The following is a 19,010-nucleotide window of genomic DNA, read 5'->3' on the forward strand; positions in this document are numbered from 1 at the left end:
GAGGAACACACTATGTCAGAACAAAATTTATTTATCGGCGGCGAATGGGTCGCTGGTGAAGGTGACGAATTTAAATCAATCAACCCAGCTCGTGACGAAGTCGTATGGGCCGGCCGTTGTGCTTCAGAAGCACAGGTTGACGCTGCGGTAATGGCTGCGCGTGCAGCTTTCATCGACTGGACCGATCGTGAGTTCGATGAGCGTCTGGCGATTTGCAAAAAGTTTTCTGAATTACTTGAAGAGAATAAACAGGAATTTGCTGAAATTATTGCCGAGGAAACCGGCAAGCCGATCTGGGAAACCTTGACCGAGGTTGGTGCCATGATTGGTAAAGTTGCGATTTCCGAGCGCGCTTACCATGAGCGCACAGGTACCGTTGAAAATCCAATGCCTGCTGGTAAAGCTTTTATTCGCCATAAAGCGCATGGTGTTGTAGCTGTTTATGGTCCGTATAATTTCCCGGGGCACTTGCCCAACGGGCACATTGTCCCCTCGCTATTAGCCGGCAACACCGTGGTGTTTAAGCCGAGTGAGATGACGCCAAAAGTGGCTGAGTACACTGTCAAACTATGGCAACAGGCAGGCTTACCAAAAGGCGTACTGAACCTGGTTCAGGGACTCGTGGAAACCGGCAAAGCATTGTCTGCTCATAGCCAGATTGATGGCTTGTTCTTCACCGGTTCATCGGGCACCGGCCACGTGCTGCACAAGCAGTTTGCCGGACGTCCGGACAAAATTCTGGCGTTAGAGATGGGTGGCAATAACCCGCTCATCGTCAAAGACGTCGCCGATGTCGATGGCGCAGTTCACGATATCGTGCAGTCGGCATTTATTACCTCGGGCCAGCGTTGCACCTGCGCGCGCCGCTTGTTTATCGAGCGCAGCGATAATGGTGATGCCATTCTTGAACGCTTACTCGAAGTGACCAAGCAAATTGAAGTCGGCGACTATGCCGCAGAGCCGCAGCCATTTATGGGCGCGATGATTTCTGCCAAAGCCGCCAATGAAATGGTCAAAGCGCAAAACGATCTAGCCGCTGTCGGCGGTAGCGTTTTGGTGCGTATGCAGCAAAAAGATCATCACCTCGGCTTTGTCACTCCGGGTATTATCGACGTGACCAACGTTGAAGACATGCCAGATATTGAGCATTTTGGTCCGTTGTTGAAGGTCTACCGCTACACGGATCTTGATGAAGCCATTAAAGAAGCGAATAACACCAGCTTCGGCTTATCTGCCGGTATTTTGTGTGATGAAGAAGAGACCTATCGTTACTTCTTTAAACGTATCCGTGCGGGCATCGTCAACTGGAACAAACCGATCACCGGCGCAAGCAGTGCCGCACCATTTGGTGGTATTGGTGCCAGTGGTAATCACCGCGCAAGTGCTTATTATGCGGCAGATTATTGTGCTTACCCGGTCGCCTCTGTCGAAGCCGAGAAGGTCAACATGCCAGAGAAATTACTGCCTGGTCTGCATTTCGACAAGCAAGAGGGTTAAGTCATGGCAGCAGCAATGAAATCAACAGTGGAATGGCAACAGGGCATGGTCTTTAAGGCCACCTCAGGAACCGGTCACGACGTCCTGCTCGATGGCGATAAAGCCGTTGCTGGCTCACCCATGGAGTTGGTGCTTGCTGCGGCAGGAGCCTGTTCATCCGTAGACGTGGTGAGTATTCTGGAAAAAGCGCGGCAGCAGGTGACAGCCTGCCGCTGCGAAGTCAACGGTGAGCGCGCTGATGCAGTGCCGGCCGTGTTTACTAAGATCCACCTGCATTTTGTGGTGACGGGTAAAGATGTTGCAGAAAAGCACGTCGAGCGCGCTGTTCAACTGTCGGCGGAGAAGTATTGTTCGGTAGCGAAGATGCTGGAAGCCGCTGTCGAAATGTCACACAGTTACAGTATCGAGCAGGCCAACTAAGTGAACTATCGCCATAGTTATCATGCCGGTAATTTTGCTGATGTAATGAAACACGCTCTGCAATGGGCGTGTTTGTCGTATCTGCAGCAAAAGGAAAAGCCGTTCTGGTTATTGGACACGCATGCCGGAATCGGTATGTACGATTTGCAGGGCGAGCAGGCGCAAAAAACCGCGGAATGGGAACTTGGCATCAAGCGCCTGTTGCAGGCGGAGGATGTACCTGAAGCCCTTAGCGGTTACGTGCAGGCGGTACGTGATCTGAACCTGCCGGAGGACAGCTGCCGCTGGTACCCGGGCTCGCCCTATTTGGCGGCGTTGCAGTTACGTGAGCAGGACCAGCTGACGTTGTGCGAACTTCACCCTGAAGATGCACAGCTTCTGGCCGAGAATGTTGTACAGGATTTCCCCCGGAGCCAACGCATTACCGTTGCTGGCGGTCGTAATGGCTTCGCTGCATTAAAAGCGCTGACCCCGCCACCTATCAAGCGGGGCATGGTCTTGATCGACCCACCCTTTGAACAGCCGGACGAGTTTGAGCAGGTGATTAATGCGCTGGCCGACGGTACCAAACGCTGGGCGAACGGAACTTATGTGGTGTGGTATCCGATTAAGGATCCCGTGGTGGCCAGTGAGTTTCAACAGGCGGTTGCTGACTTGCCGCAGGTCAGCAAAGCTATGGCTGTTGATTTATTGATTCGCGGTGCGCAAGACTCGAGCCGTTTAAACGGTTGCGGCATGCTGTTTATTAATCCACCTTATGGCGTGGTGCAACAGTTGCCGACCATCATGAACTTCCTGACCCCTTTGCTCAAACAAGAGCGCGGTGCCGAATGGCAAAGTCACTGGCTGGTGGGCGAAGAAGACTAGTTCTTCAAAGTTAACTCTTCAGCCAGCCTGGCTTGCCGCCGTGTAATTTGGCGAACATCATCTCTTCAATCAGCGGTGCCAGAATCAACTCCATCGCAAATACCATTTTGCCGCCCGGTACCACCAGGGTATTCATGCGCGACATAAATGAGCCATCGATCATTTGCAGATAGTAGGGGAAATTGACGTTACGCATGCCGCGAAAACGGATTACGACGAAGCTCTCGTCTAGCGACGGAATGTCTTTCGCGCTGAACGGGTTCGAGGTATCTACGGTAGGCACTCGTTGGAAGTTAATATGGGTACGCGAAAATTGCGGCACGATGTGATGGATGTAATCTTCCATACTACGCACAATGCTTTGCGTTACCGCCTCGCGACTATGACCTCGCTCGGCAGTGTCGCGGAGCAGCTTCTGAATCCATTCTAAGTTGACGATTGGAACCATGCCAATCAGCAAATCGACGTACTTAGCAACGTCATGGTCGGTCGTTTTTACGCCACCATGCAGGCCTTCATAAAACAGCAAGTCGGTATCATCCTGCACCGGCTCCCAGGGCGTGAAGGTACCTGGCATCTGGTGATAGGGCACGGCATCATCAAAGTTGTGTAAATACCGCCGAACTTCACCTTTACCACTCGAGCCATATTCGCGAAATAACGCCTCTAACCGATTAAAGTCATTCGCTTCCGGCCCGAAGTAACTGATATGACGGCCCTGCTCCTGTGCTTTACGGATAGCAACGTCCATTTCGGGGCGCGAGTACAGGTGGAAGCTGTCACCTTCAACACAGGCCGCAGTGATTTCCTGCGAACGGAAGATATGCCGCAACGCCTGGCTGGTGGTGGTGGTGCCTGCTCCTGATGAGCCGGTAACCGCAATAATTGGATGTTTGACCGACATGCTGACTCCGTTAAAGTTGAATGAATGTTATACGGGGTCAGCTAACAGCGGTCAAGTTAAGCTCGAATTCCTGGCTCCACCGGGCGATTAATAATGGGGCGGCACATCGGCCGTAGGGTCGTTATTGTCGTTATCGTCACTGCGCTCCTGCAGCTGTTGCAGGCGCTGCCCAAGCAGTTGCAATTTATGCTGCATAAGTTGCAGTTGTTCAGATTGTACGGTGACCAATTGATTGAGAGTTTCAATCGTGTCATCTTGAAACGCTAACCGACTTTCTAAATCGGCAACGCGCGTTTGCAGTTCACTCTCATGCTGTTCAGCCATAGGCAAATGCACCTGTTTATGTGTAGTATAGTGATCGCGACAAATTAGACCTTGTTAGACGCAAGAATTCAATCATGGAGTAAGTGAATGAGCTATTTAAAAAAGACTTTAGCGCTTAGCCTTGTTGCTATCGCGATTAGCGGTTGTACTCAACAAAAGCAGGAAGCCTATCCTGTTTCTGAAAAAGCACCAACAGAAGAGCAGGCGAAAATGGCTTATGCTCTGGGTGCGTCAGTGGGTACTTTTGTGAACAGTAACCTGGATGAGCAAGAGAAAATGGAGTTCGTGCTTGACCGTAACCAAGTTATTGCTGGGTTTGTTGATTCGCTGAAAGCTGAATCGAAGTTAACCGAAGAAGAACAGCAGCAATTACTTACGGACATGCAAAAGCAATTCACCGAGAAAAAAGCAGCCAATTTGGGTGCTGAAGCGCAAGCAACTGGTGAAGCTTATCGAGCTGAAAATGCCGAGAAAGAAGGCGTTATGGTGACCGAATCAGGCCTGCAGTACGAAGTGCTGAGCGAAGGCGCTGAAGGTGGTAAGCAGCCTGCAGCCGACGATATTGTTGAAGTTCATTACGAGGGAACCCTCGTTGACGGAACCGTCTTTGACAGCTCTGTCGAGCGCGGTGAACCAGCAGTATTCCCACTCAACCGAGTGATCCCAGGCTGGACCGAAGGTGTGCAGTTAATGAGCGTAGGTGACAAGTACCGCTTCGTTATCCCACCTGAATTAGCTTACGGTGACCGTGAAGTCGGTGGCGGCACAATTCCACCGAAATCAACGCTCATCTTCGAAGTTGAGCTGCTTGACGTAAAAGACAAGCCAGCAACTGAAGCTGCGCCTGAAGCAGCTGCAGACGTCGAAGCACAGGGCTAAGCCTTAAGCTTCCTTAAGAAAGTATAGAAAAGCGCCGTTCACCGGCGCTTTTTTTTTGGAAGGCAAGGCAGAGGTCAAAACAACTACTCAACAAATTGTTGAGGGTGCTAGAAGTACCGTAAGGATTTCCGCAGGGGATGATTGATGTTTAAAAGAGTATATTTGGCTTTTAAAGGCTCAAGGTTATGGTTGGCAGCAATAGATTCAGCCAAGCAAAGAGATTACGATGAGTCGAAAAAGCTGCTCGTTAAGATGGAGTCGATAGGGGTTCATCCCAATATTGAATACTGTCTTTTAAGAGGCTTTATAGAATATAGTACGCATCAGAAACAGCTAGCATCAAAGTTTTTGAATATGGCGATGGGTAAGCTTAATAAGGCCAAGCGATTCAACCAAAATGAAAAACTGTATCTGACTGCATATGCTGAGAGTATATTGAAGGAATACGATGAAGAACATGAGTATACGACACTATCTGATATAGATTTAGCCAGTGTCTCATGGCATTTAAAAGATAAGTTTCCATTGATCGAACACCCTTATTGGAAGCGTTAGTTTTTTGAGTTCAAAGCCTCGCTCGCGCGGGTAGTGTTCAGAGTTCAGTGCCAGCTAAGATGGCCTGCCGGAGTACGCGAGTTACACCAGGGCCGGAACCTGGCCGGTTTAAGCAAACCGACCCCATCGGCTACAAAGATGGCATGAACTGGTATGCTTATGTGGGGAAAGGTAACTAGCGATGCTTATAAAAAAATTGGCTCTATTTGCGTTAATTGTTGAAAGTATTGTGAGTTAGCTCTCAAAGAGAGCTTCTTTTACTTAAGCTTGCTGTTAATTTCATCACTAAAGAGCATCAATATTAATGCTCCTTCAAAAAGAGTAAGTAAATACCCAATTGACATATCTAGATATATCGAAACGCTGAATCCCAGTACATATGGACTAATAAGTAGATTAAAGGCAATAATAATGCTGAATAACCACTTAGCTAATTTCCTATATGTATAAAGCCCAAGAAGGCTCAATACATACAACGTTGAATAAACATATGGAAATGGATTGTTTGATTCGAGCATTCCGCCTGAACCAGAGGCCGATAGAATATAAACCACTTCTTCAGCGTAAATATGTGACCACATATACGGCATGAAGAAGAAAGCCGTGTATAGCGCTGCTGTTATAAGTACCGTAGTTTGAAAATGCTTAGTCATAGCTTCCCTTGTCTTTAATGTGCGTTAACTAAGTTATGTAGTGGCAGACGAAACCCGAACATCCTTTTAGGTGGTAGTATTATCCCTAATGAAGAAGTGTTCAATGGCAAAAAGACAACGGCGAACGTTGAGCACTGAGTTCAATCATGACGCAGGGAGCTTGGTTCTTGATCAAGGTTATAGTAGCGGTGGATGCAGACAGCAACCAATTGACCGGCCACCGCATCGGAACCAGTGGCAGATATAACGCATTATGGAGCCACGACAACGCCGGGAATCAAATGGAAAAAGAAACCAACACTTGGACCTATGGCGGTGACAATCGTGTACGCCGGCTGACACGCTCATCAGGGTTTTATTACGAAAACTGGTATGACGCCAATGAATTGTATTTTGTGCACAACGACCACTTAGGTCGCCCGCATAAAGTAACCGATGACACGAAAGCAGTCGTTTGGGAGGCAGACTTGCAAAGCTTTGACCGTAGTGTTGTGAACTCTAGCATTCCAACGAGTATGTTCAACCAGTATGGGAATCGCGTAACGCCGAGTGAGCTTGCGGACATGATGGAAAAGCAGGGTTACGATGGTAAACAACCTGTAAAGCTTCACTCTTGCGAAACGGGTTCAAAAGGGACGAGCTCATTTGCACAAAAGTTAGCAAACCAGCTAAATCAACCTGTAACGGCTCCATCAGTTCCTTACCTAATGAATACAAATGGTTGGCAAGGACTGCAAAGTGATGGTGAGTGGGTGACATTTAGGCCTCAGAATGGAGGAAATTAATTGAAACTATTATTGCCTGTTTTGACGCTATGCTTGGTCTCTATGTCACACGCCTTGCCAGCGCAGACTCATCTTGAAGGTGTGGAGGTGCGCGTCGGAGCTTTGGGTGAAGGCTATCGAGCGATGTGCTCAATTGTGGAAATTGAAACACCAACTTTTAAGCGAGACGGAAAGTTGCTAAGCAATGTAATTTCAAGCGTTTCCATATACTCGACGGTCCAAGATAGCCTTGTTTCGGTATCTAAGTTAAGCGTTGAATTGTGGGAGCAGCGCTATCTCTCCGTTGGATGTTTACCGTTAAATAAGGATTATCGTGTTGAGATCGATATCGCCTACCACCCTGATGGACAGCTTGAGCTCTGTCCTAAGCGTTTACAAATAAGTGATTTGAGGAGTTTTATAAATGCCAAGGATGAAAAGGAGATGTAACGGGCTTTTCAAAAAGAGACCAACACTTGGACCTATGGCGGTGACAACCGTGTGCACCGACTGGCACTTTTTGAATGGTCAAAGTGGCGAACGGCCCTGACGATACGGTAGCGCTTAGCTACGATGCTGCGGGGAGTTACAGCACCGTGTTTGCTAAAAGTTGCAGAAAGGGAATCAAAACAGGTTGGCCGTCACGCCCTTGTCGCTAGAGTAATCGATGCTGTTCCAGGGCGTGCAAGAGGCGATCTTCAAACTCCATCCGCAGTTCCAGTGCTTCTGCGAGGCCAGATAAATGACGGTCAAAGTCATCGAAGTTCGTATCATCGACACTATTACCGTATTGGTCGTGGAAGGCGAGGGCGACCTCGGTAGTTTCGCTGATCAGAGGGAAAAGCTCAGCGGCAAGTTCTTGTGTTTCAGCGGGCTTATCGCCACAGTTTGCGATGATCTGGTCGTAAATCTCGAAGTGACCTGCGGAAACGTAATCCACGAGCAACCCGCAAAAGTTGCGTATATCTTCCACCGCTGGGAGCGCTGACTTTTCTTTGTCATAGGGTGGCAAGCCAGCAAGTTTGAAATATTCGATGAGCAGAAGTTGGCGTTCCTGTAACCAGGTATCGATCGCCTGGTGGGCTCCGCCCCAACGTTGTTTGGCTTGTTCTTGTCGCTTCAGCATGCTTACCTCTCCTTCTATGCGTAGTGTCAATCTTCCGATGATGCTAAGCTTAGGTCAATAGTTTTTACCATATAGATAAAATGCCATTATGACAAAACCTTATCAACGTCCTTCTGCTGACGAGCCGGCATGGTGGTTTATTTGTGCCGGTGGTGAGATTGTTCTTGATGATGATCATCAGCCTCCCCACGGGCGCGCTGAAGAATTACCCTTGCCTACCCTGGATGAGTACCAAATTATCTGGCTGGGTGAAGTGCGCGAGCGCAGTTGCTACCTGGTGCTGGCCGATTATGGTGATGATGCCTTTGCCGCGCTTGGCGAGTTCCAGTCGCTGCGCCCCTTGATCGAAAAACACGATGAAGAAATGTTTTCGATGGCGTCACGGGCAAAGCAAATCACGGAGTTTGTTTCCACGCATCGGTTTTGTGGTCGCTGTGGTGCCCGCATGCAAGCGGTTGACTGGGAACTGGCGATGCAATGCCACACCTGTAAGCATCGCTGCTACCCGCGTATTTCGCCGTGTATTATCGTCGCCATTCGCAAAGGTAAGAAAATTCTACTGGCCCGCGGTGAACGACATCGACCCGGACTCTATTCGGTACTGGCAGGCTTTGTTGAGTCAGGCGAAACTCTTGAACAGACGCTGGCAAGGGAAGTAATGGAAGAGTCAGGCATCAAAGTTAAAAACGTTCAGTATGTCTGTAGTCAGCCGTGGCCATTCCCTAATTCGCTCATGATGGGCTTTACCGCAGAGTGGGAAAGTGGCGACCTGCACTTTGATCCATTTGAACTGGAAGACGGTGCCTGGTATGGATTTGATGAATTACCGGATATCCCCCTGCCAGGTACCATCGCGAATCGCTTGATCGAAACCGTAAAAGCGCAAATAGAGCAAGAATCTGAGACCTGAGACTGATAGAATAGCGTCGCAATTTTTGACCGGCCGAATCTTTAAAGTTAAACATGGGTAGTACAAGCGAATGAGTACTTTGCAGAATGATCTCTATTTACGTGCATTGTTGCGAGAGCCGACAGAGCGCACCCCGATTTGGATGATGCGCCAGGCAGGCAGATATTTGCCTGAGTATCGTGAGATCCGTAAAGAAGCTGGCGACTTTATGACGCTATGCAAGAATCCGGAGCTGGCATGTGAGGTCACCATGCAGCCGCTGCGCCGATTCCCGCTGGATGCCGCGATTTTGTTTTCAGACATTCTGACCATTCCAGATGCGATGGGGCTTGGCCTCTATTTTGAAGCCGGAGAAGGCCCGAAATTTGAGCGTCCGGTGCGCGATCTTGCCGCAATCAATAAGCTTGGCGTGCCTGACCCTGAGCAAGAGCTCGGTTATGTGATGAATGCTGTGCGTACTATTCGTCGCGAGCTGAAAGGTTCAGTGCCACTGATCGGTTTTTCCGGCAGCCCGTGGACATTGGCGACCTACATGGTCGAAGGTGGCAGCACCAAAAACTTCAGCGAAGTGAAGAAATTGATGTTTGCTGAACCACAGGCAATGCATAAGTTACTGGATACGTTGGCGCAGTCGGTCACAAGTTATTTGAATGCGCAGATTGCTGCGGGTGCGCAAGCCGTTATGGTTTTCGATACCTGGGGCGGCGTGCTGAGCCCACGCGATTACCGTGAATTCTCGCTGCGCTACATGCAACAGATTGTGGATGGGCTGACGCGGGAAAACGAAGGGCGTCGTGTACCTGTCACCTTGTTTACCAAAAATGCTGGCCCCTGGTTGGACGAAATGGCCAAAACCGGTGCTGATGCTTTGGGCGTCGATTGGACCACAGATCTTGCCGATGCGCGCAAATTAGTACAGGACAAAGTCGCCTTACAGGGCAATATGGACCCAAGCATGCTGTATGCCTCGCCAGCACGAATTGAAGAAGAAGTGGCAACCATTCTGGCAAGCTATGGCCATGGCCACGGGCATGTATTTAACCTTGGACACGGTATTCACCCGCAAGTCGATCCAGACCACGCAGCGGCATTTATTGAAGCCGTGCATAAGCTTAGCCCTGCCTATCACCGCTAATTTGCGGTAAACCTCAACGAATCGGCGGTAAGCGGGGCTGCCGCCGGGTCGTGTCACTGTACAATAACGCCATAGTCTTAGAATTCCTTCAAAGCACGTCGGGGAGTAGATGGCGGTGGCAAAATTTTTTAATCCGGTTTCCTTAATCGTCGCACTGTTGGCATTAGCGGCGGCTTATTTCATCTTCATTCATGAAGCAGTTATTGAAGAGCAGCGAGCGCAAGAAGCCGTTCCTGTTAAAGTGAGTGCGGCTGAGATTAAACCTTTTCGCGATATTATTGCAGCTATTGGTACTGCTCAGGCGAATGAGTCGGTGGTGATCACTGCGCAAACCCAGGAAAAAGTGATCGCGGTTCATTTTAGTGATGGTCAGACCGTGTCAGCGGGTGATTTACTGGTTGAACTTGATGCGCGCGAAGAACAAGCCCGCGTACAGGAGCTGAAATTCCGCCTGGCGGAAGCGAAACGCCAATACCAACGGTTACAGGACCTGGCCCGCCAGAACGCCGCCTCACAGCAGCAGCTTGAAACTCAAGATGTCGTGGTTAAAGAAATTGTGGCATTACTGGAAGTCGCTGAAACCCAGCTTGCGCAAAAACGCATCGTCGCGCCATTTGACGGCCGTTTAGGTATTCGTCAGATCAGCGTGGGCTCGCTGGTGGCGCCGGGACAAGAGATCACCACCCTCGACGATATTACCCCGATCAAACTGGATTTCAGTGTACCGGAACTAGTGTTCGCCAGCCTGGCCATTGATCAGACGATTACTGCGCTAAGCGGTGCTTACCCGGGACGCGAGTTTCAGGGCATCATTCGTAGTATTGATTCGCGGGTGGATCCGCTGACACGCTCAATTTTAGTGCGCGCCGAAGTTCCTAACAAGAACCTGTTGTTGCGTCCGGGCATGCTGCTGCGGGTCGAGCTACTGCGTAGTGTTGATAGCGTTATGCTGCTGCCCGAGCGCGCAGTGGTACCACTGGATACCCGGCACTTTGTGTATGTTGTTGGCGAAGATAATATCGCCAGAGAGCGCCAGATTACCATCGGTCGTCGTCAGCCGGGTGTTGTGGAAGTTATTGACGGTCTTGAACCTGGCGAACAGATTGTAACTGACGGCATCGTGCGCATGCGCGATGGCATCGAAGTTACCATTAAGGAGAGCTAATCATGTTGCTCTCCGATGTCTCCGTAAAACGTCCGGTATTTGCGACCGTCATCAACCTGTTACTGATCGTCTTCGGTATTGTCTGTTTTACCATGCTACCGTTGCGCGAATACCCCGATATTGATCCGCCAGTGGTATCCATTGATACCAGCTACCCGGGTGCATCAGCAGAGATCGTTGAAACCCAGATCACCCAGCCTATCGAAGACCGGATCAGCGGTATCGAGGGCATCAAAAACATAAGCTCCAGCAGCCGCAACGGTCGCTCGCGCATCACCATCGATTTTAACCTGAGTCGCGATGTGGATTCTGCCGCCAACGATGTGCGTGATCGGGTGTCGCGGGTGGTGGATAACTTGCCTGAGCAGGTCGACCCACCCGAGGTGTCGAAGGCTAACTCCGATGAAACCACCGTGGTGTGGTACAACCTGCGCAGCGAAAACCTCAGTATTCTGGAACTGACCGACTATGCGGACCGCTATATTGTCGAACGGCTGTCCGTGGTCGACGGTGTGGCCCGGGTGAACCTTGGTGGTGAGCGCCGTTACGCCATGCGCGTCTGGCTTGATCGCGATGCAATGGCGGCACGAAATATTACCGTGGCCGATATCGAAAGTCGCTTACGTTCCGAGAACGTCGAGTTACCTGCTGGTGAAGTCGAATCCGTTGATCGGGAGTTTACCGTCCGCGTGGCGCGAACTTATCTCAACCCCGACGATTTCAGATTACTCGCTATAAAGCGTGGTGACAGCGGCCAATTGGTGCGCCTTGGTGAAGTTGCGCGGATCGAGATGGGCTCGGAAGACGACAAAACTGAATTCCGCGGTAATGGCATCAATATGATTGGTATTGGTGTCATTAAACAATCAAAAGCGAACACCCTTGAAGTGGTGGAGAGTGTCCGGCGCGAAATCGAAACCATCCAGCAGACCTTGCCGGAATCGATGATCATTGTGCCGAGTTACGATTCGTCGATCTTCATTAAAGGTTCGATTGATGAAGTCTACAATACCCTCGGTATCGCCATGGGACTGGTGGTGGTGGTTATCTACCTATTCCTTGGCAATATTCGCGCCACCCTGATCCCGGCGCTGACGGTGCCGGTAGCGATCATTGCCTCCTACATAGCGCTCTTTGCCATGGGATTCTCCGTGAACTTGCTGACCTTGTTGGCGTTAGTGCTGGCAATAGGCCTGGTAGTGGATGACTCGATCGTGGTGCTGGAGAATATCTACCGGCGTGTGGAAGCGGGCGAGCCACCCTTATTAGCCGCGTACCGGGGTGCGCGCGAAGTTGGTTTTGCTGTGGTAGCGACCACCCTGGTGTTAATTGCGGTGTTCGTGCCCCTGGCATTCCTGGACGGCAATATCGGTCAGCTCTTCACTGAATTTGCGCTGGCGATTGCCGCCGCGGTGCTCTGTTCGAGTATTGCTGCGTTAACCTTGTCGCCCATGTTGAGCTCGAAGATCCTGCGCCGCCGTGAACGCACCAGTCGTTTTGGGCGCGGCATGGATCGCTTCTTTAACTGGGTTGAAGAAGGGTATGGACGTGTTTTAAAACGTACTCTGGCCTACCCATGGCTGGCGGTGGTGTTGGTGATACTTGCGACACTTGTGTCTTACAACATGCTGAAGCTGGTACCGCAGGAATTTGTGCCGCCAGAAGACCGTGGCACCTTCTTTGTCATGGTGCGCAGCGCCGAAGGTGCGAGTTTCGAGTCCAACGCCGAGCATATGCGCGAGATCGAAGCCTTGCTCTTACCTTATCTGGATGAAGGCAAGATTGACCGTCTCTTAGTCCGTTCGCCGGGTTGGGGTAACTCGGCAGGTATTGCCATTGTTGGCGCGGTGCCGTTTGACGACCGTGAATGGAGTACTTTCGAGCTGATGGACGAAGTCAGTGCCAAACTCAATCAGGTCAGTGGGGTGCGGGCCTTTGCCTTTATGCGTAGTGGCATCTCCGGCGGCAGCGGGCGACCGGTACAATTCGTCCTGCAGGGGAATACCTATGATCAGCTTGCCGCTTATCGGGACATCGTGATTGAGGAAGCAAGCAAGAATCCGAATTTACTGGAGCTTGACAGCGACTTTAAACAAACCCTGCCGCAGTTACTGATCCAGATCGATCAGACCCGTGCTGCCGATATGGGTGTGTCGGTCGGCGATATTGGCCGTACCCTCGAAACCATGTTGGGCGAGCGGCGCGTGACCACCTACCTGGACCGTGGTGAAGAGTACGATGTGATACTGGAAGGTGAACGCGCGGATTACCGTGATCCGACCGCCATCGACCAGATTTACGTGCGCTCAAATAGTAGTGGTGAGTTAATTCCGTTGGCGAACCTGGTGACCATTGAAGAGCGGGCTACCTCGGGTCAGCTTAACCGCTACAACCGGATGCGCAGTATTACCATCGAAGCCAACTTAGCCGAGGGGTATTCACTGGGCGATGCGCTGGCGTTTTTAGAGAATATTGTCGCAGAGAAACTGCCTGATGATGTGTCGATTGATTACAAAGGTGAGTCACAGCTGTATCAGGAAAGCGGTAGCTCAGTGATATTTGTCTTCGCGCTGGCCCTTGTCATCGCTTACCTGGTGCTTGCGGCTCAGTTTGAGAGCTTCATTCACCCGCTGGTTATTATGTTGATGGTGCCAATCGCGATTCTGGGGGCGGCTTTTGGTTTGTACTTCACCGATCTCACGCTCAATATCTACAGCCAGATAGGTATCGTCATGCTGATTGGGTTAGCGGCCAAAAACGGTATTCTTATCGTGGAATTCGCGAACCAGTTGCGTGATGCCGGGCATGACTTTGATGAAGCACTGATCCGCGCTTCGCAGCAGCGCTTGCGGCCCATCGTGATGACCGCATTTACCACCTTAATGAGCGCGGTTCCGCTCATCCTGGGCACAGGCCCGGGTGCTGAAAGCCGTATGGTCATTGGTACGGTGATTTTCTGTGGGGTTGCGTTCTCAGCCTTCCTGACGATTTTTGTGATCCCGTCGCTGTACTCGGTGCTGGCACGTAATACCACATCGCCGATGGCGCTGAGTCATGAATTGGACGAGCTTCAGCAACGTTTTCCTAAGCACCAGAGCGACAACGATTAGTCGATGTGCCAGGTCTCTGAGGGCTGCACCTGCAGCCCTTGGAGGACGTTACGGGCAACGCTTGGATGGTTGGTAAAGATACCGTCGACGCCCATTGTGTGAAGATCGCGCATATCTTCGGGTTCATCTACCGTAAACACAAACACCTGCAAACCGCGGGCATGGGCGTCGGCGACGAACTCAGGCGTGACGAAGTCGACATCAATATGCACGGACCAGGCCTGGAGTTCACTGGCGAAAGCCGCGTAACTTAACGGACATGAGGTGGTGAGCGCGCCGATGAGTTGTTGCGGGTGATCTTCCTTAAGCTGGCGTAACCAATGGTGGTTAAAGCTCGACACCAACAGTTGTTCACGGCTATAGCCAAGTTCAGCGCGGGCAAAGCGTAAGTGCTTGGTCAAACCGCGGGCAATGTCGGCTCCTTTCAATTCGATATTCACCATGCAGCGCCCGGCGATGAACGCCAGCGCCTCATCCAGCGTCGGCACCGGTTGCTGACCGAAAACCTTTAGTTTGCGTACTTGCTCTAAGGTCAGATCTTGCAAGCGGCCGGGATGTGCAGTGAGTCGTGCCAAGTACCTGTCGTGGAATACAATCCACTCATCCTGCAGCGGATAAACATCGAGTTCAATACCATCGGCGCCCGCGTCCAGGGCGCGACCGAAGGCCGTCAGGGTATTCTCTGGGGCTTCAAAACTCGCGCCGCGATGAGCGATAATCAGCATAAGCGCTAGTCGTCTCGTTCCCCGAGCACCTGTCCCATACGGGTGACAGATAGGGGACCAAGATCGTCATCAAAATCAATGGTGTCTTCAGGGAACGTGAGTACCACCGTTGAACCCAGCTTAAAGTGTCCCATTTCTTCACCTTTCGCCAGGCGAATCGCCTGATCACCGCTGGCCGGGTAGTCCCAGCTATGCACATGCTTACCGGTTGGCGGGGTCACTGTGCCGGCCCAGACGGTGCCGATACTGGCAACGATCGTAGCGCCGACCAGCACCATCGCGAATTTACCGAACTCACCATCAAAAATCGCAACCACGCGTTCATTACGAGCGAATAAGTTAGGCACATTGGCGGCAGTTAAAGGATTTACCGAAAATAAATCACCAGGCACATAGATCATTTTACGCAGCACACCATCGCACGGCATGTGGATGCGGTGGTAGTCTTTGGGTGCTAAATAAATGGTGGCAAATTCACCGTTTTTAAATGCATGGGCATCACGCGGATCGCCGCCCAGTAGTTCGGTCAGGCTGTAATCGTGGCCTTTGGCCTGAAAAATGCGACCGTCCTTGATGTCACCTAACTGACTGATTGCGCCATCGACCGGATGGGCGAATTGATGTGCTTCGCTTGCCTGCAGCGGACGTGACTCCGGCTTGAGGTAGCGGGTAAAAAAGTCATTAAAAGTCTTATAATGGCTGGGGCTCTCATGTATTGCCTCGCTCATATCGACTTTATATTGCCGGATAAACCAGCGGATAAAGAGTTGTGTAAACCACCCGGCGCGGGCAGCCGCAAAAGCTCCGACTAAGCGCGACAAAGCATGCTTAGGCGTTAAGTACTGCACTTTAATTTTTACATCGTCCCAATTCACTTCTTACTACCTCGAGGTATTGCGCGTGACGGTTTGCTGCTCGCCATCGACTCTATGATTTTGTGGAAATTGTACAACCGAAGTGGATGCAGATCACCTGCTTCCACCGCCTGTTGTAATGCGCAGCCTGGATCCTGCGGCTGATGCCGGCAATCGCGGAACTTACACTGACCCAAAAACGGCCGGAAATCGATAAAGCACCAGGCGACGCGGGTCTCATCTAAATGCCAGAGGGCAAACTCGCGAATGCCTGGCGAGTCGATAAGGAAACCGCCGTCTGGTAAGGGGTAGCGGGTAGCAACAGTGGTCGTATGTTGACCTAACCCGGAGTTACTGGAAACGTCACCGACATCGGCGTCGATGTCAGGCAGGAGCGCATTAACCAGCGATGATTTCCCCACCCCGGACTGGCCGACGACGATAGAAACCTGATTTTGTAACAAGGTTTTTATGTCGGTGAGGCCACCGTTGGTTTTTGCACTTACACTAAGGACCTCGTAACCGATGTCTTTATACATGGTCAGTGCAGCTTCAATTTCCTCGCGCTGTGCGGGCTCGATGTCGGTCAGCAAGTCGGCTTTGTTGAGCACAATGACCGGGGTGATATCAATGTCTTCGCAGGCAACCAGGTAACGGTCGATAATTTGCGTTGAAAAGGCTGGTAATACGCTGGAAATGATCAGGATCTGATCGATATTGGAGGCAACTGGCTTCACCCCGTCATAATAATCAGGGCGACTCAGTAGCGAGCGGCGCGGCTGTACCGCCTCGATAACACCTTGTTCAGTGTTTGCGCTTTGGCCGGTGAAACGGCGCCATACCACTTCATCGCCACACACCAGACTTTCGATGCCACGACGGATGTTACAACGGAAGTTTTGTTGTTCATCATTTGCCACTATGGCGTGCTGCCCGAACCGCGCAACAATGATGCCGGACTCCGCACCACCTAAACTTGCATCATCGAGCTCTTGTTCGAGATCGTTTTGCTGCAACCGTTTTTGCTGGTTGGCGCGAACGCGGCGTAACTGCCCTTTATTTAACTTTCGATGTTTACCCACAAGGCTCCTAACTTGGTTGGGAACGTCAATTGCTGCTAATGATACAATATTCTTTGCAACTCCGCCTGAATTACGCACAATGGGCGCTAATAGTTTTAACCAGAGGGTAGACCATGACCGCAACTGCAGATCGACTGATTTGGATCGATTTAGAGATGACTGGCCTGGAGCCGGACCGCGATTTCATTATTGAAGTGGCAACCATTATCACCGATCAGCACCTCAACATACTGGCGGAAGGCCCGGTGATTGCAGTGCATCAGCCGCAGACCCACCTTGATCTAATGGATGACTGGAATGTCCGTACCCATACTGGTTCAGGACTTGTCGAACGGGTGAAGGCGAGCATGCAGGATGAAGCTGCAGCGGAACAACAGACCCTCGAATTTCTCGCCAACTGGTGCACCCCGCAGAGTTCACCTATGTGCGGCAACAGCATCTGTCAGGACCGGCGCTTTCTTGCCCGTCACATGCCCAAACTTGAGGCATTTTTCCACTACCGTAATCTGGATGTCAGTACGGTGAAACAGCTCGCCAAATATTGGGCTCCGGACATTGCGGCGGGCGTGATAAAGCAAGGGGCACATACGGCGCTCGCGGATATTCGTGAGTCGATAGATGAATTACAGCATTACCGTGCGCACTTTTTCGACATTCAAGTAGAATAAGCCGAAAAAGCGGTTGCAAAGCCTGCCGAATTCAGTAAAATTCGGCTCCGTCATCGCATTTGATGACAGAAGTTTAAGCGGGAATAGCTCAGTGGTAGAGCACAACCTTGCCAAGGTTGGGGTCGCGAGTTCGAATCTCGTTTCCCGCTCCAAACTTCACCTTCGAATACCTTTCTTGATGCGGGAATAGCTCAGTGGTAGAGCACAACCTTGCCAAGGTTGGGGTCGCGAGTTCGAATCTCGTTTCCCGCTCCAAGTTTAATTAACTATCCTCTTACTTTTTGTTAAAGCCCCAGCTGATCGATCAGTCGCACAACGCCGTGACGAATTGGATCGACGCATGGTAAACCAAGTCGCTGTTCCACTTCGCGGCAGTAGGTCATGGCGCCTTCCTCGTCGACCGCAGAAGTATTCACTGCAATACCTATGACTTTGGCATTGGGGTTCGTCATCCGCGCCATTTGTTCATTAAGAGCTATGGTTTCTTCCAGGCTTGGTAGCGGGCGATCCAGGATAGCGCGCATACTCGAGCGTCCCAATGCGTGGCAGACCACGAGCGCGTCCGGTTGTGACCCGTGCAACAAGCCCAGGCTTACCCCGGCAAATGCAGGATGGGAAAGTGACCCCTGTCCTTCAATAATGTCCCAGTGATCCGGTGCATTGTCTGGCGCCAAATCTTCAATTGCACCAGCGATAAAATCAGCGATAACACAGTCCACCGCAACACCATCGCCGGCCACCAAAATGCCGCTTTGCCCCGTCGCGCGGAAGCTGACGTCGAGTTCCCGACGCTGCAGCTCGCGGGTAATCGCTAAACTGGTGTACATTTTGCCTACGGAGCAGTCGGTGCCCACGGTAAGTAACCGTTTGCCGGTGCGGCGATAGCCTTTACCCGTGCGCAGCCGCTTGCGCGGATGGCGGATATCGAATAACTCGCAACCATTGGCCTCGGCCGCGCTGACCAGTTCAGGAATATCCCGCAGCCGGTCGTGAAGGCCACTAATAATATCCATACCGGCGGCGATGGCCTGGTGAATCATGGGCAACCAGGCTTCATCAATATAACCACCGCTGTTGGCAAAACCCAACACAAAGCTTTTCGCCCCGGCAGCCTTGGCTTCTTCAATTGTCATTGCCGGACAACCGGTCGTCACGGTACAGCCCGGCAGACGCAATTCGCCAATACATTTTTCCGGGCTCCAGTCCGCCGCGCTACGAGCCATTTTAATGCTAAGGGGATCGTTCGCATCACCAATGAATAGTAAGTAGGGTGCTTTTAGCGGCGTCATCTGGATTCCTTGAATAGGTGGTTAATGTCCGCCATAGGATAAGAAATTGACCGCAAAACAACAGTGAATAAGAGAAGGACCGG

General features: G+C 51.2%; 20 protein-coding genes and 2 tRNA genes. 14 read left to right on the top strand and 8 right to left on the bottom strand.

Annotated elements, in window-relative coordinates; all coding sequences use genetic code 11:
* Nucleotides 1-12 precede the first annotated feature (12 nt).
* From astD to CWI69_RS10555, 3 genes are read left to right on the top strand one after another with little or no spacing between them, the layout of a single operon-like run.
* Nucleotides 13-1,497 carry a succinylglutamate-semialdehyde dehydrogenase gene (gene astD / locus CWI69_RS10545; RefSeq protein ID WP_126764169.1) on the top strand — a complete coding sequence of 495 codons (1,485 nt, stop codon included), beginning with the start codon at nt 13-15 and terminating at the stop codon, nt 1,495-1,497.
* Nucleotides 1,498-1,512: 15 nt separating this feature from the next.
* Nucleotides 1,513-1,917: an OsmC family protein gene (locus CWI69_RS10550; RefSeq protein WP_126764267.1), complete on the top strand. Its 405-nt coding sequence runs from the start codon at nt 1,513-1,515 to the stop codon at nt 1,915-1,917.
* Nucleotides 1,918-2,784 carry a 23S rRNA (adenine(2030)-N(6))-methyltransferase RlmJ gene (locus CWI69_RS10555; RefSeq protein ID WP_126764170.1) on the top strand — a complete coding sequence of 289 codons (867 nt, stop codon included), beginning with the start codon at nt 1,918-1,920 and terminating at the stop codon, nt 2,782-2,784.
* A 10-nt stretch (nt 2,785-2,794) separates the two neighbouring features.
* Here the strand turns inward: CWI69_RS10555 and CWI69_RS10560 are convergent, their stop codons facing one another.
* Nucleotides 2,795-3,688, bottom strand: a complete 894-nt coding sequence (locus CWI69_RS10560) for a phosphoribulokinase (RefSeq protein ID WP_126764171.1) — start codon at nt 3,686-3,688, stop codon at nt 2,795-2,797.
* Nucleotides 3,689-3,775: 87 nt separating this feature from the next.
* Entirely contained in the window at nt 3,776-4,012 is a 237-nt protein-coding gene (locus CWI69_RS10565; RefSeq protein ID WP_126764172.1) for a SlyX family protein, read from the bottom strand.
* An 87-nt stretch (nt 4,013-4,099) separates the two neighbouring features.
* On the opposite strand from CWI69_RS10565, the gene fkpA reads away from it, so the two are divergent.
* Both fkpA and CWI69_RS10575 read left to right on the top strand, forming a co-directional pair.
* Nucleotides 4,100-4,891 (top strand): FKBP-type peptidyl-prolyl cis-trans isomerase, encoded by a 792-nt coding sequence (gene fkpA / locus CWI69_RS10570; RefSeq protein ID WP_126764173.1) that lies wholly within the window; start codon nt 4,100-4,102, stop codon nt 4,889-4,891.
* Between the two features lie 144 nt (nt 4,892-5,035).
* On the top strand, nt 5,036-5,446 hold the full coding sequence (locus CWI69_RS10575) for a hypothetical protein (RefSeq protein ID WP_126764174.1): 411 nt from the start codon (nt 5,036-5,038) through the stop codon (nt 5,444-5,446).
* Nucleotides 5,447-5,703: 257 nt separating this feature from the next.
* On the opposite strand, the gene CWI69_RS10580 is transcribed toward CWI69_RS10575, so the two are convergent.
* Nucleotides 5,704-6,099, bottom strand: a complete 396-nt coding sequence (locus CWI69_RS10580) for a hypothetical protein (protein WP_126764176.1) — start codon at nt 6,097-6,099, stop codon at nt 5,704-5,706.
* A 146-nt stretch (nt 6,100-6,245) separates the two neighbouring features.
* On the opposite strand from CWI69_RS10580, the gene CWI69_RS10585 reads away from it, so the two are divergent.
* Complete coding sequence (locus tag CWI69_RS10585; RefSeq protein ID WP_126764178.1) at nt 6,246-6,884, top strand: RHS domain-containing protein; 639 nt, start codon at nt 6,246-6,248, stop codon at nt 6,882-6,884.
* The gene (locus CWI69_RS10590; RefSeq protein ID WP_126764179.1) at nt 6,885-7,313 is read left to right on the top strand and encodes a hypothetical protein; all 429 of its coding nucleotides are present in this window, start codon (nt 6,885-6,887) and stop codon (nt 7,311-7,313) included.
* Between the two features lie 205 nt (nt 7,314-7,518).
* On the opposite strand, the gene rsd is transcribed toward CWI69_RS10590, so the two are convergent.
* Nucleotides 7,519-7,989: a sigma D regulator gene (rsd, locus tag CWI69_RS10595; protein WP_126764180.1), complete on the bottom strand. Its 471-nt coding sequence runs from the start codon at nt 7,987-7,989 to the stop codon at nt 7,519-7,521.
* Between the two features lie 88 nt (nt 7,990-8,077).
* Here rsd and nudC point away from each other — a divergent pair, with 88 nt between their 5' ends.
* The 4 genes from nudC to CWI69_RS10615 all read left to right on the top strand — a co-directional run bounded on the left by nudC (nt 8,078) and on the right by CWI69_RS10615 (nt 14,309).
* Nucleotides 8,078-8,899, top strand: a complete 822-nt coding sequence (gene nudC / locus CWI69_RS10600; protein ID WP_126764181.1) for an NAD(+) diphosphatase — start codon at nt 8,078-8,080, stop codon at nt 8,897-8,899.
* Between the two features lie 70 nt (nt 8,900-8,969).
* On the top strand, nt 8,970-10,034 hold the full coding sequence (gene hemE, locus CWI69_RS10605; protein ID WP_126764182.1) for a uroporphyrinogen decarboxylase: 1,065 nt from the start codon (nt 8,970-8,972) through the stop codon (nt 10,032-10,034).
* A 109-nt stretch (nt 10,035-10,143) separates the two neighbouring features.
* Nucleotides 10,144-11,199, top strand: coding sequence for an efflux RND transporter periplasmic adaptor subunit (locus CWI69_RS10610; protein ID WP_126764184.1), 1,056 nt, complete (start codon nt 10,144-10,146; stop codon nt 11,197-11,199).
* Between the two features lie 2 nt (nt 11,200-11,201).
* Nucleotides 11,202-14,309, top strand: a complete 3,108-nt coding sequence (locus CWI69_RS10615) for an efflux RND transporter permease subunit (RefSeq protein ID WP_126764185.1) — start codon at nt 11,202-11,204, stop codon at nt 14,307-14,309.
* On the opposite strand, the gene CWI69_RS10620 is transcribed toward CWI69_RS10615, so the two are convergent.
* From CWI69_RS10620 to rsgA, 3 genes are read right to left on the bottom strand one after another with little or no spacing between them, the layout of a single operon-like run.
* On the bottom strand, nt 14,306-15,034 hold the full coding sequence (locus CWI69_RS10620; RefSeq protein ID WP_126764187.1) for a glycerophosphodiester phosphodiesterase: 729 nt from the start codon (nt 15,032-15,034) through the stop codon (nt 14,306-14,308). The genes CWI69_RS10615 and CWI69_RS10620 overlap by 4 nt on opposite strands.
* A gap of 5 nt (nt 15,035-15,039) precedes the next feature.
* Nucleotides 15,040-15,909: an archaetidylserine decarboxylase gene (gene asd, locus CWI69_RS10625; protein WP_126764188.1), complete on the bottom strand. Its 870-nt coding sequence runs from the start codon at nt 15,907-15,909 to the stop codon at nt 15,040-15,042.
* Nucleotides 15,906-16,970 (bottom strand): small ribosomal subunit biogenesis GTPase RsgA, encoded by a 1,065-nt coding sequence (gene rsgA, locus CWI69_RS10630; RefSeq protein ID WP_126764190.1) that lies wholly within the window; start codon nt 16,968-16,970, stop codon nt 15,906-15,908. The genes asd and rsgA overlap by 4 nt, the downstream gene beginning before the upstream one ends.
* A gap of 113 nt (nt 16,971-17,083) precedes the next feature.
* Between rsgA and orn the strand changes: the two genes are divergently transcribed.
* The 3 genes from orn (at nt 17,084) to CWI69_RS10645 (ending at nt 17,893) form a co-directional block, all read left to right on the top strand.
* On the top strand, nt 17,084-17,638 hold the full coding sequence (orn, locus tag CWI69_RS10635; RefSeq protein ID WP_126764192.1) for an oligoribonuclease: 555 nt from the start codon (nt 17,084-17,086) through the stop codon (nt 17,636-17,638).
* A 77-nt stretch (nt 17,639-17,715) separates the two neighbouring features.
* Nucleotides 17,716-17,790, top strand: a tRNA-Gly gene (locus CWI69_RS10640).
* A gap of 28 nt (nt 17,791-17,818) precedes the next feature.
* Nucleotides 17,819-17,893 (top strand) — tRNA-Gly (locus CWI69_RS10645).
* 29 nt (nt 17,894-17,922) lie between these two features.
* Here the strand turns inward: CWI69_RS10645 and dgcN are convergent.
* Nucleotides 17,923-18,927: an N-acetyltransferase DgcN gene (dgcN, locus tag CWI69_RS10650; protein WP_126764194.1), complete on the bottom strand. Its 1,005-nt coding sequence runs from the start codon at nt 18,925-18,927 to the stop codon at nt 17,923-17,925.
* Nucleotides 18,928-19,010 lie beyond the last annotated feature (83 nt).

The sequence above is a fragment of the Pseudidiomarina halophila genome, from assembly GCF_003987215.1.
GTDB lineage: Bacteria > Pseudomonadota > Gammaproteobacteria > Enterobacterales > Alteromonadaceae > Pseudidiomarina > Pseudidiomarina halophila.

Bases quoted from the DNA above. Each gene is read 5' to 3' on its own strand.
- astD (WP_126764169.1), top strand. From the start codon at position 13: ATGTCAGAACAAAATTTATTTATCGGCGGCGAATGGGTCGCTGGTGAA.
- CWI69_RS10550 (WP_126764267.1), top strand. From the start codon at position 1,513: ATGAAATCAACAGTGGAATGGCAACAGGGCATGGTCTTTAAGGCCACC.
- CWI69_RS10560 (WP_126764171.1), bottom strand. From the start codon at position 3,688: ATGTCGGTCAAACATCCAATTATTGCGGTTACCGGCTCATCAGGAGCA.
- CWI69_RS10565 (WP_126764172.1), bottom strand. From the start codon at position 4,012: ATGGCTGAACAGCATGAGAGTGAACTGCAAACGCGCGTTGCCGATTTA.
- fkpA (WP_126764173.1), top strand. From the start codon at position 4,100: ATGAGCTATTTAAAAAAGACTTTAGCGCTTAGCCTTGTTGCTATCGCG.
- CWI69_RS10575 (WP_126764174.1), top strand. From the start codon at position 5,036: ATGTTTAAAAGAGTATATTTGGCTTTTAAAGGCTCAAGGTTATGGTTG.
- CWI69_RS10580 (WP_126764176.1), bottom strand. From the start codon at position 6,099: ATGACTAAGCATTTTCAAACTACGGTACTTATAACAGCAGCGCTATAC.
- CWI69_RS10585 (WP_126764178.1), top strand. From the start codon at position 6,246: ATGACGCAGGGAGCTTGGTTCTTGATCAAGGTTATAGTAGCGGTGGAT.
- rsd (WP_126764180.1), bottom strand. From the start codon at position 7,989: ATGCTGAAGCGACAAGAACAAGCCAAACAACGTTGGGGCGGAGCCCAC.
- nudC (WP_126764181.1), top strand. From the start codon at position 8,078: ATGACAAAACCTTATCAACGTCCTTCTGCTGACGAGCCGGCATGGTGG.
- hemE (WP_126764182.1), top strand. From the start codon at position 8,970: ATGAGTACTTTGCAGAATGATCTCTATTTACGTGCATTGTTGCGAGAG.
- CWI69_RS10610 (WP_126764184.1), top strand. From the start codon at position 10,144: ATGGCGGTGGCAAAATTTTTTAATCCGGTTTCCTTAATCGTCGCACTG.
- CWI69_RS10615 (WP_126764185.1), top strand. From the start codon at position 11,202: ATGTTGCTCTCCGATGTCTCCGTAAAACGTCCGGTATTTGCGACCGTC.
- CWI69_RS10620 (WP_126764187.1), bottom strand. From the start codon at position 15,034: ATGCTGATTATCGCTCATCGCGGCGCGAGTTTTGAAGCCCCAGAGAAT.
- orn (WP_126764192.1), top strand. From the start codon at position 17,084: ATGACCGCAACTGCAGATCGACTGATTTGGATCGATTTAGAGATGACT.
- dgcN (WP_126764194.1), bottom strand. From the start codon at position 18,927: ATGACGCCGCTAAAAGCACCCTACTTACTATTCATTGGTGATGCGAAC.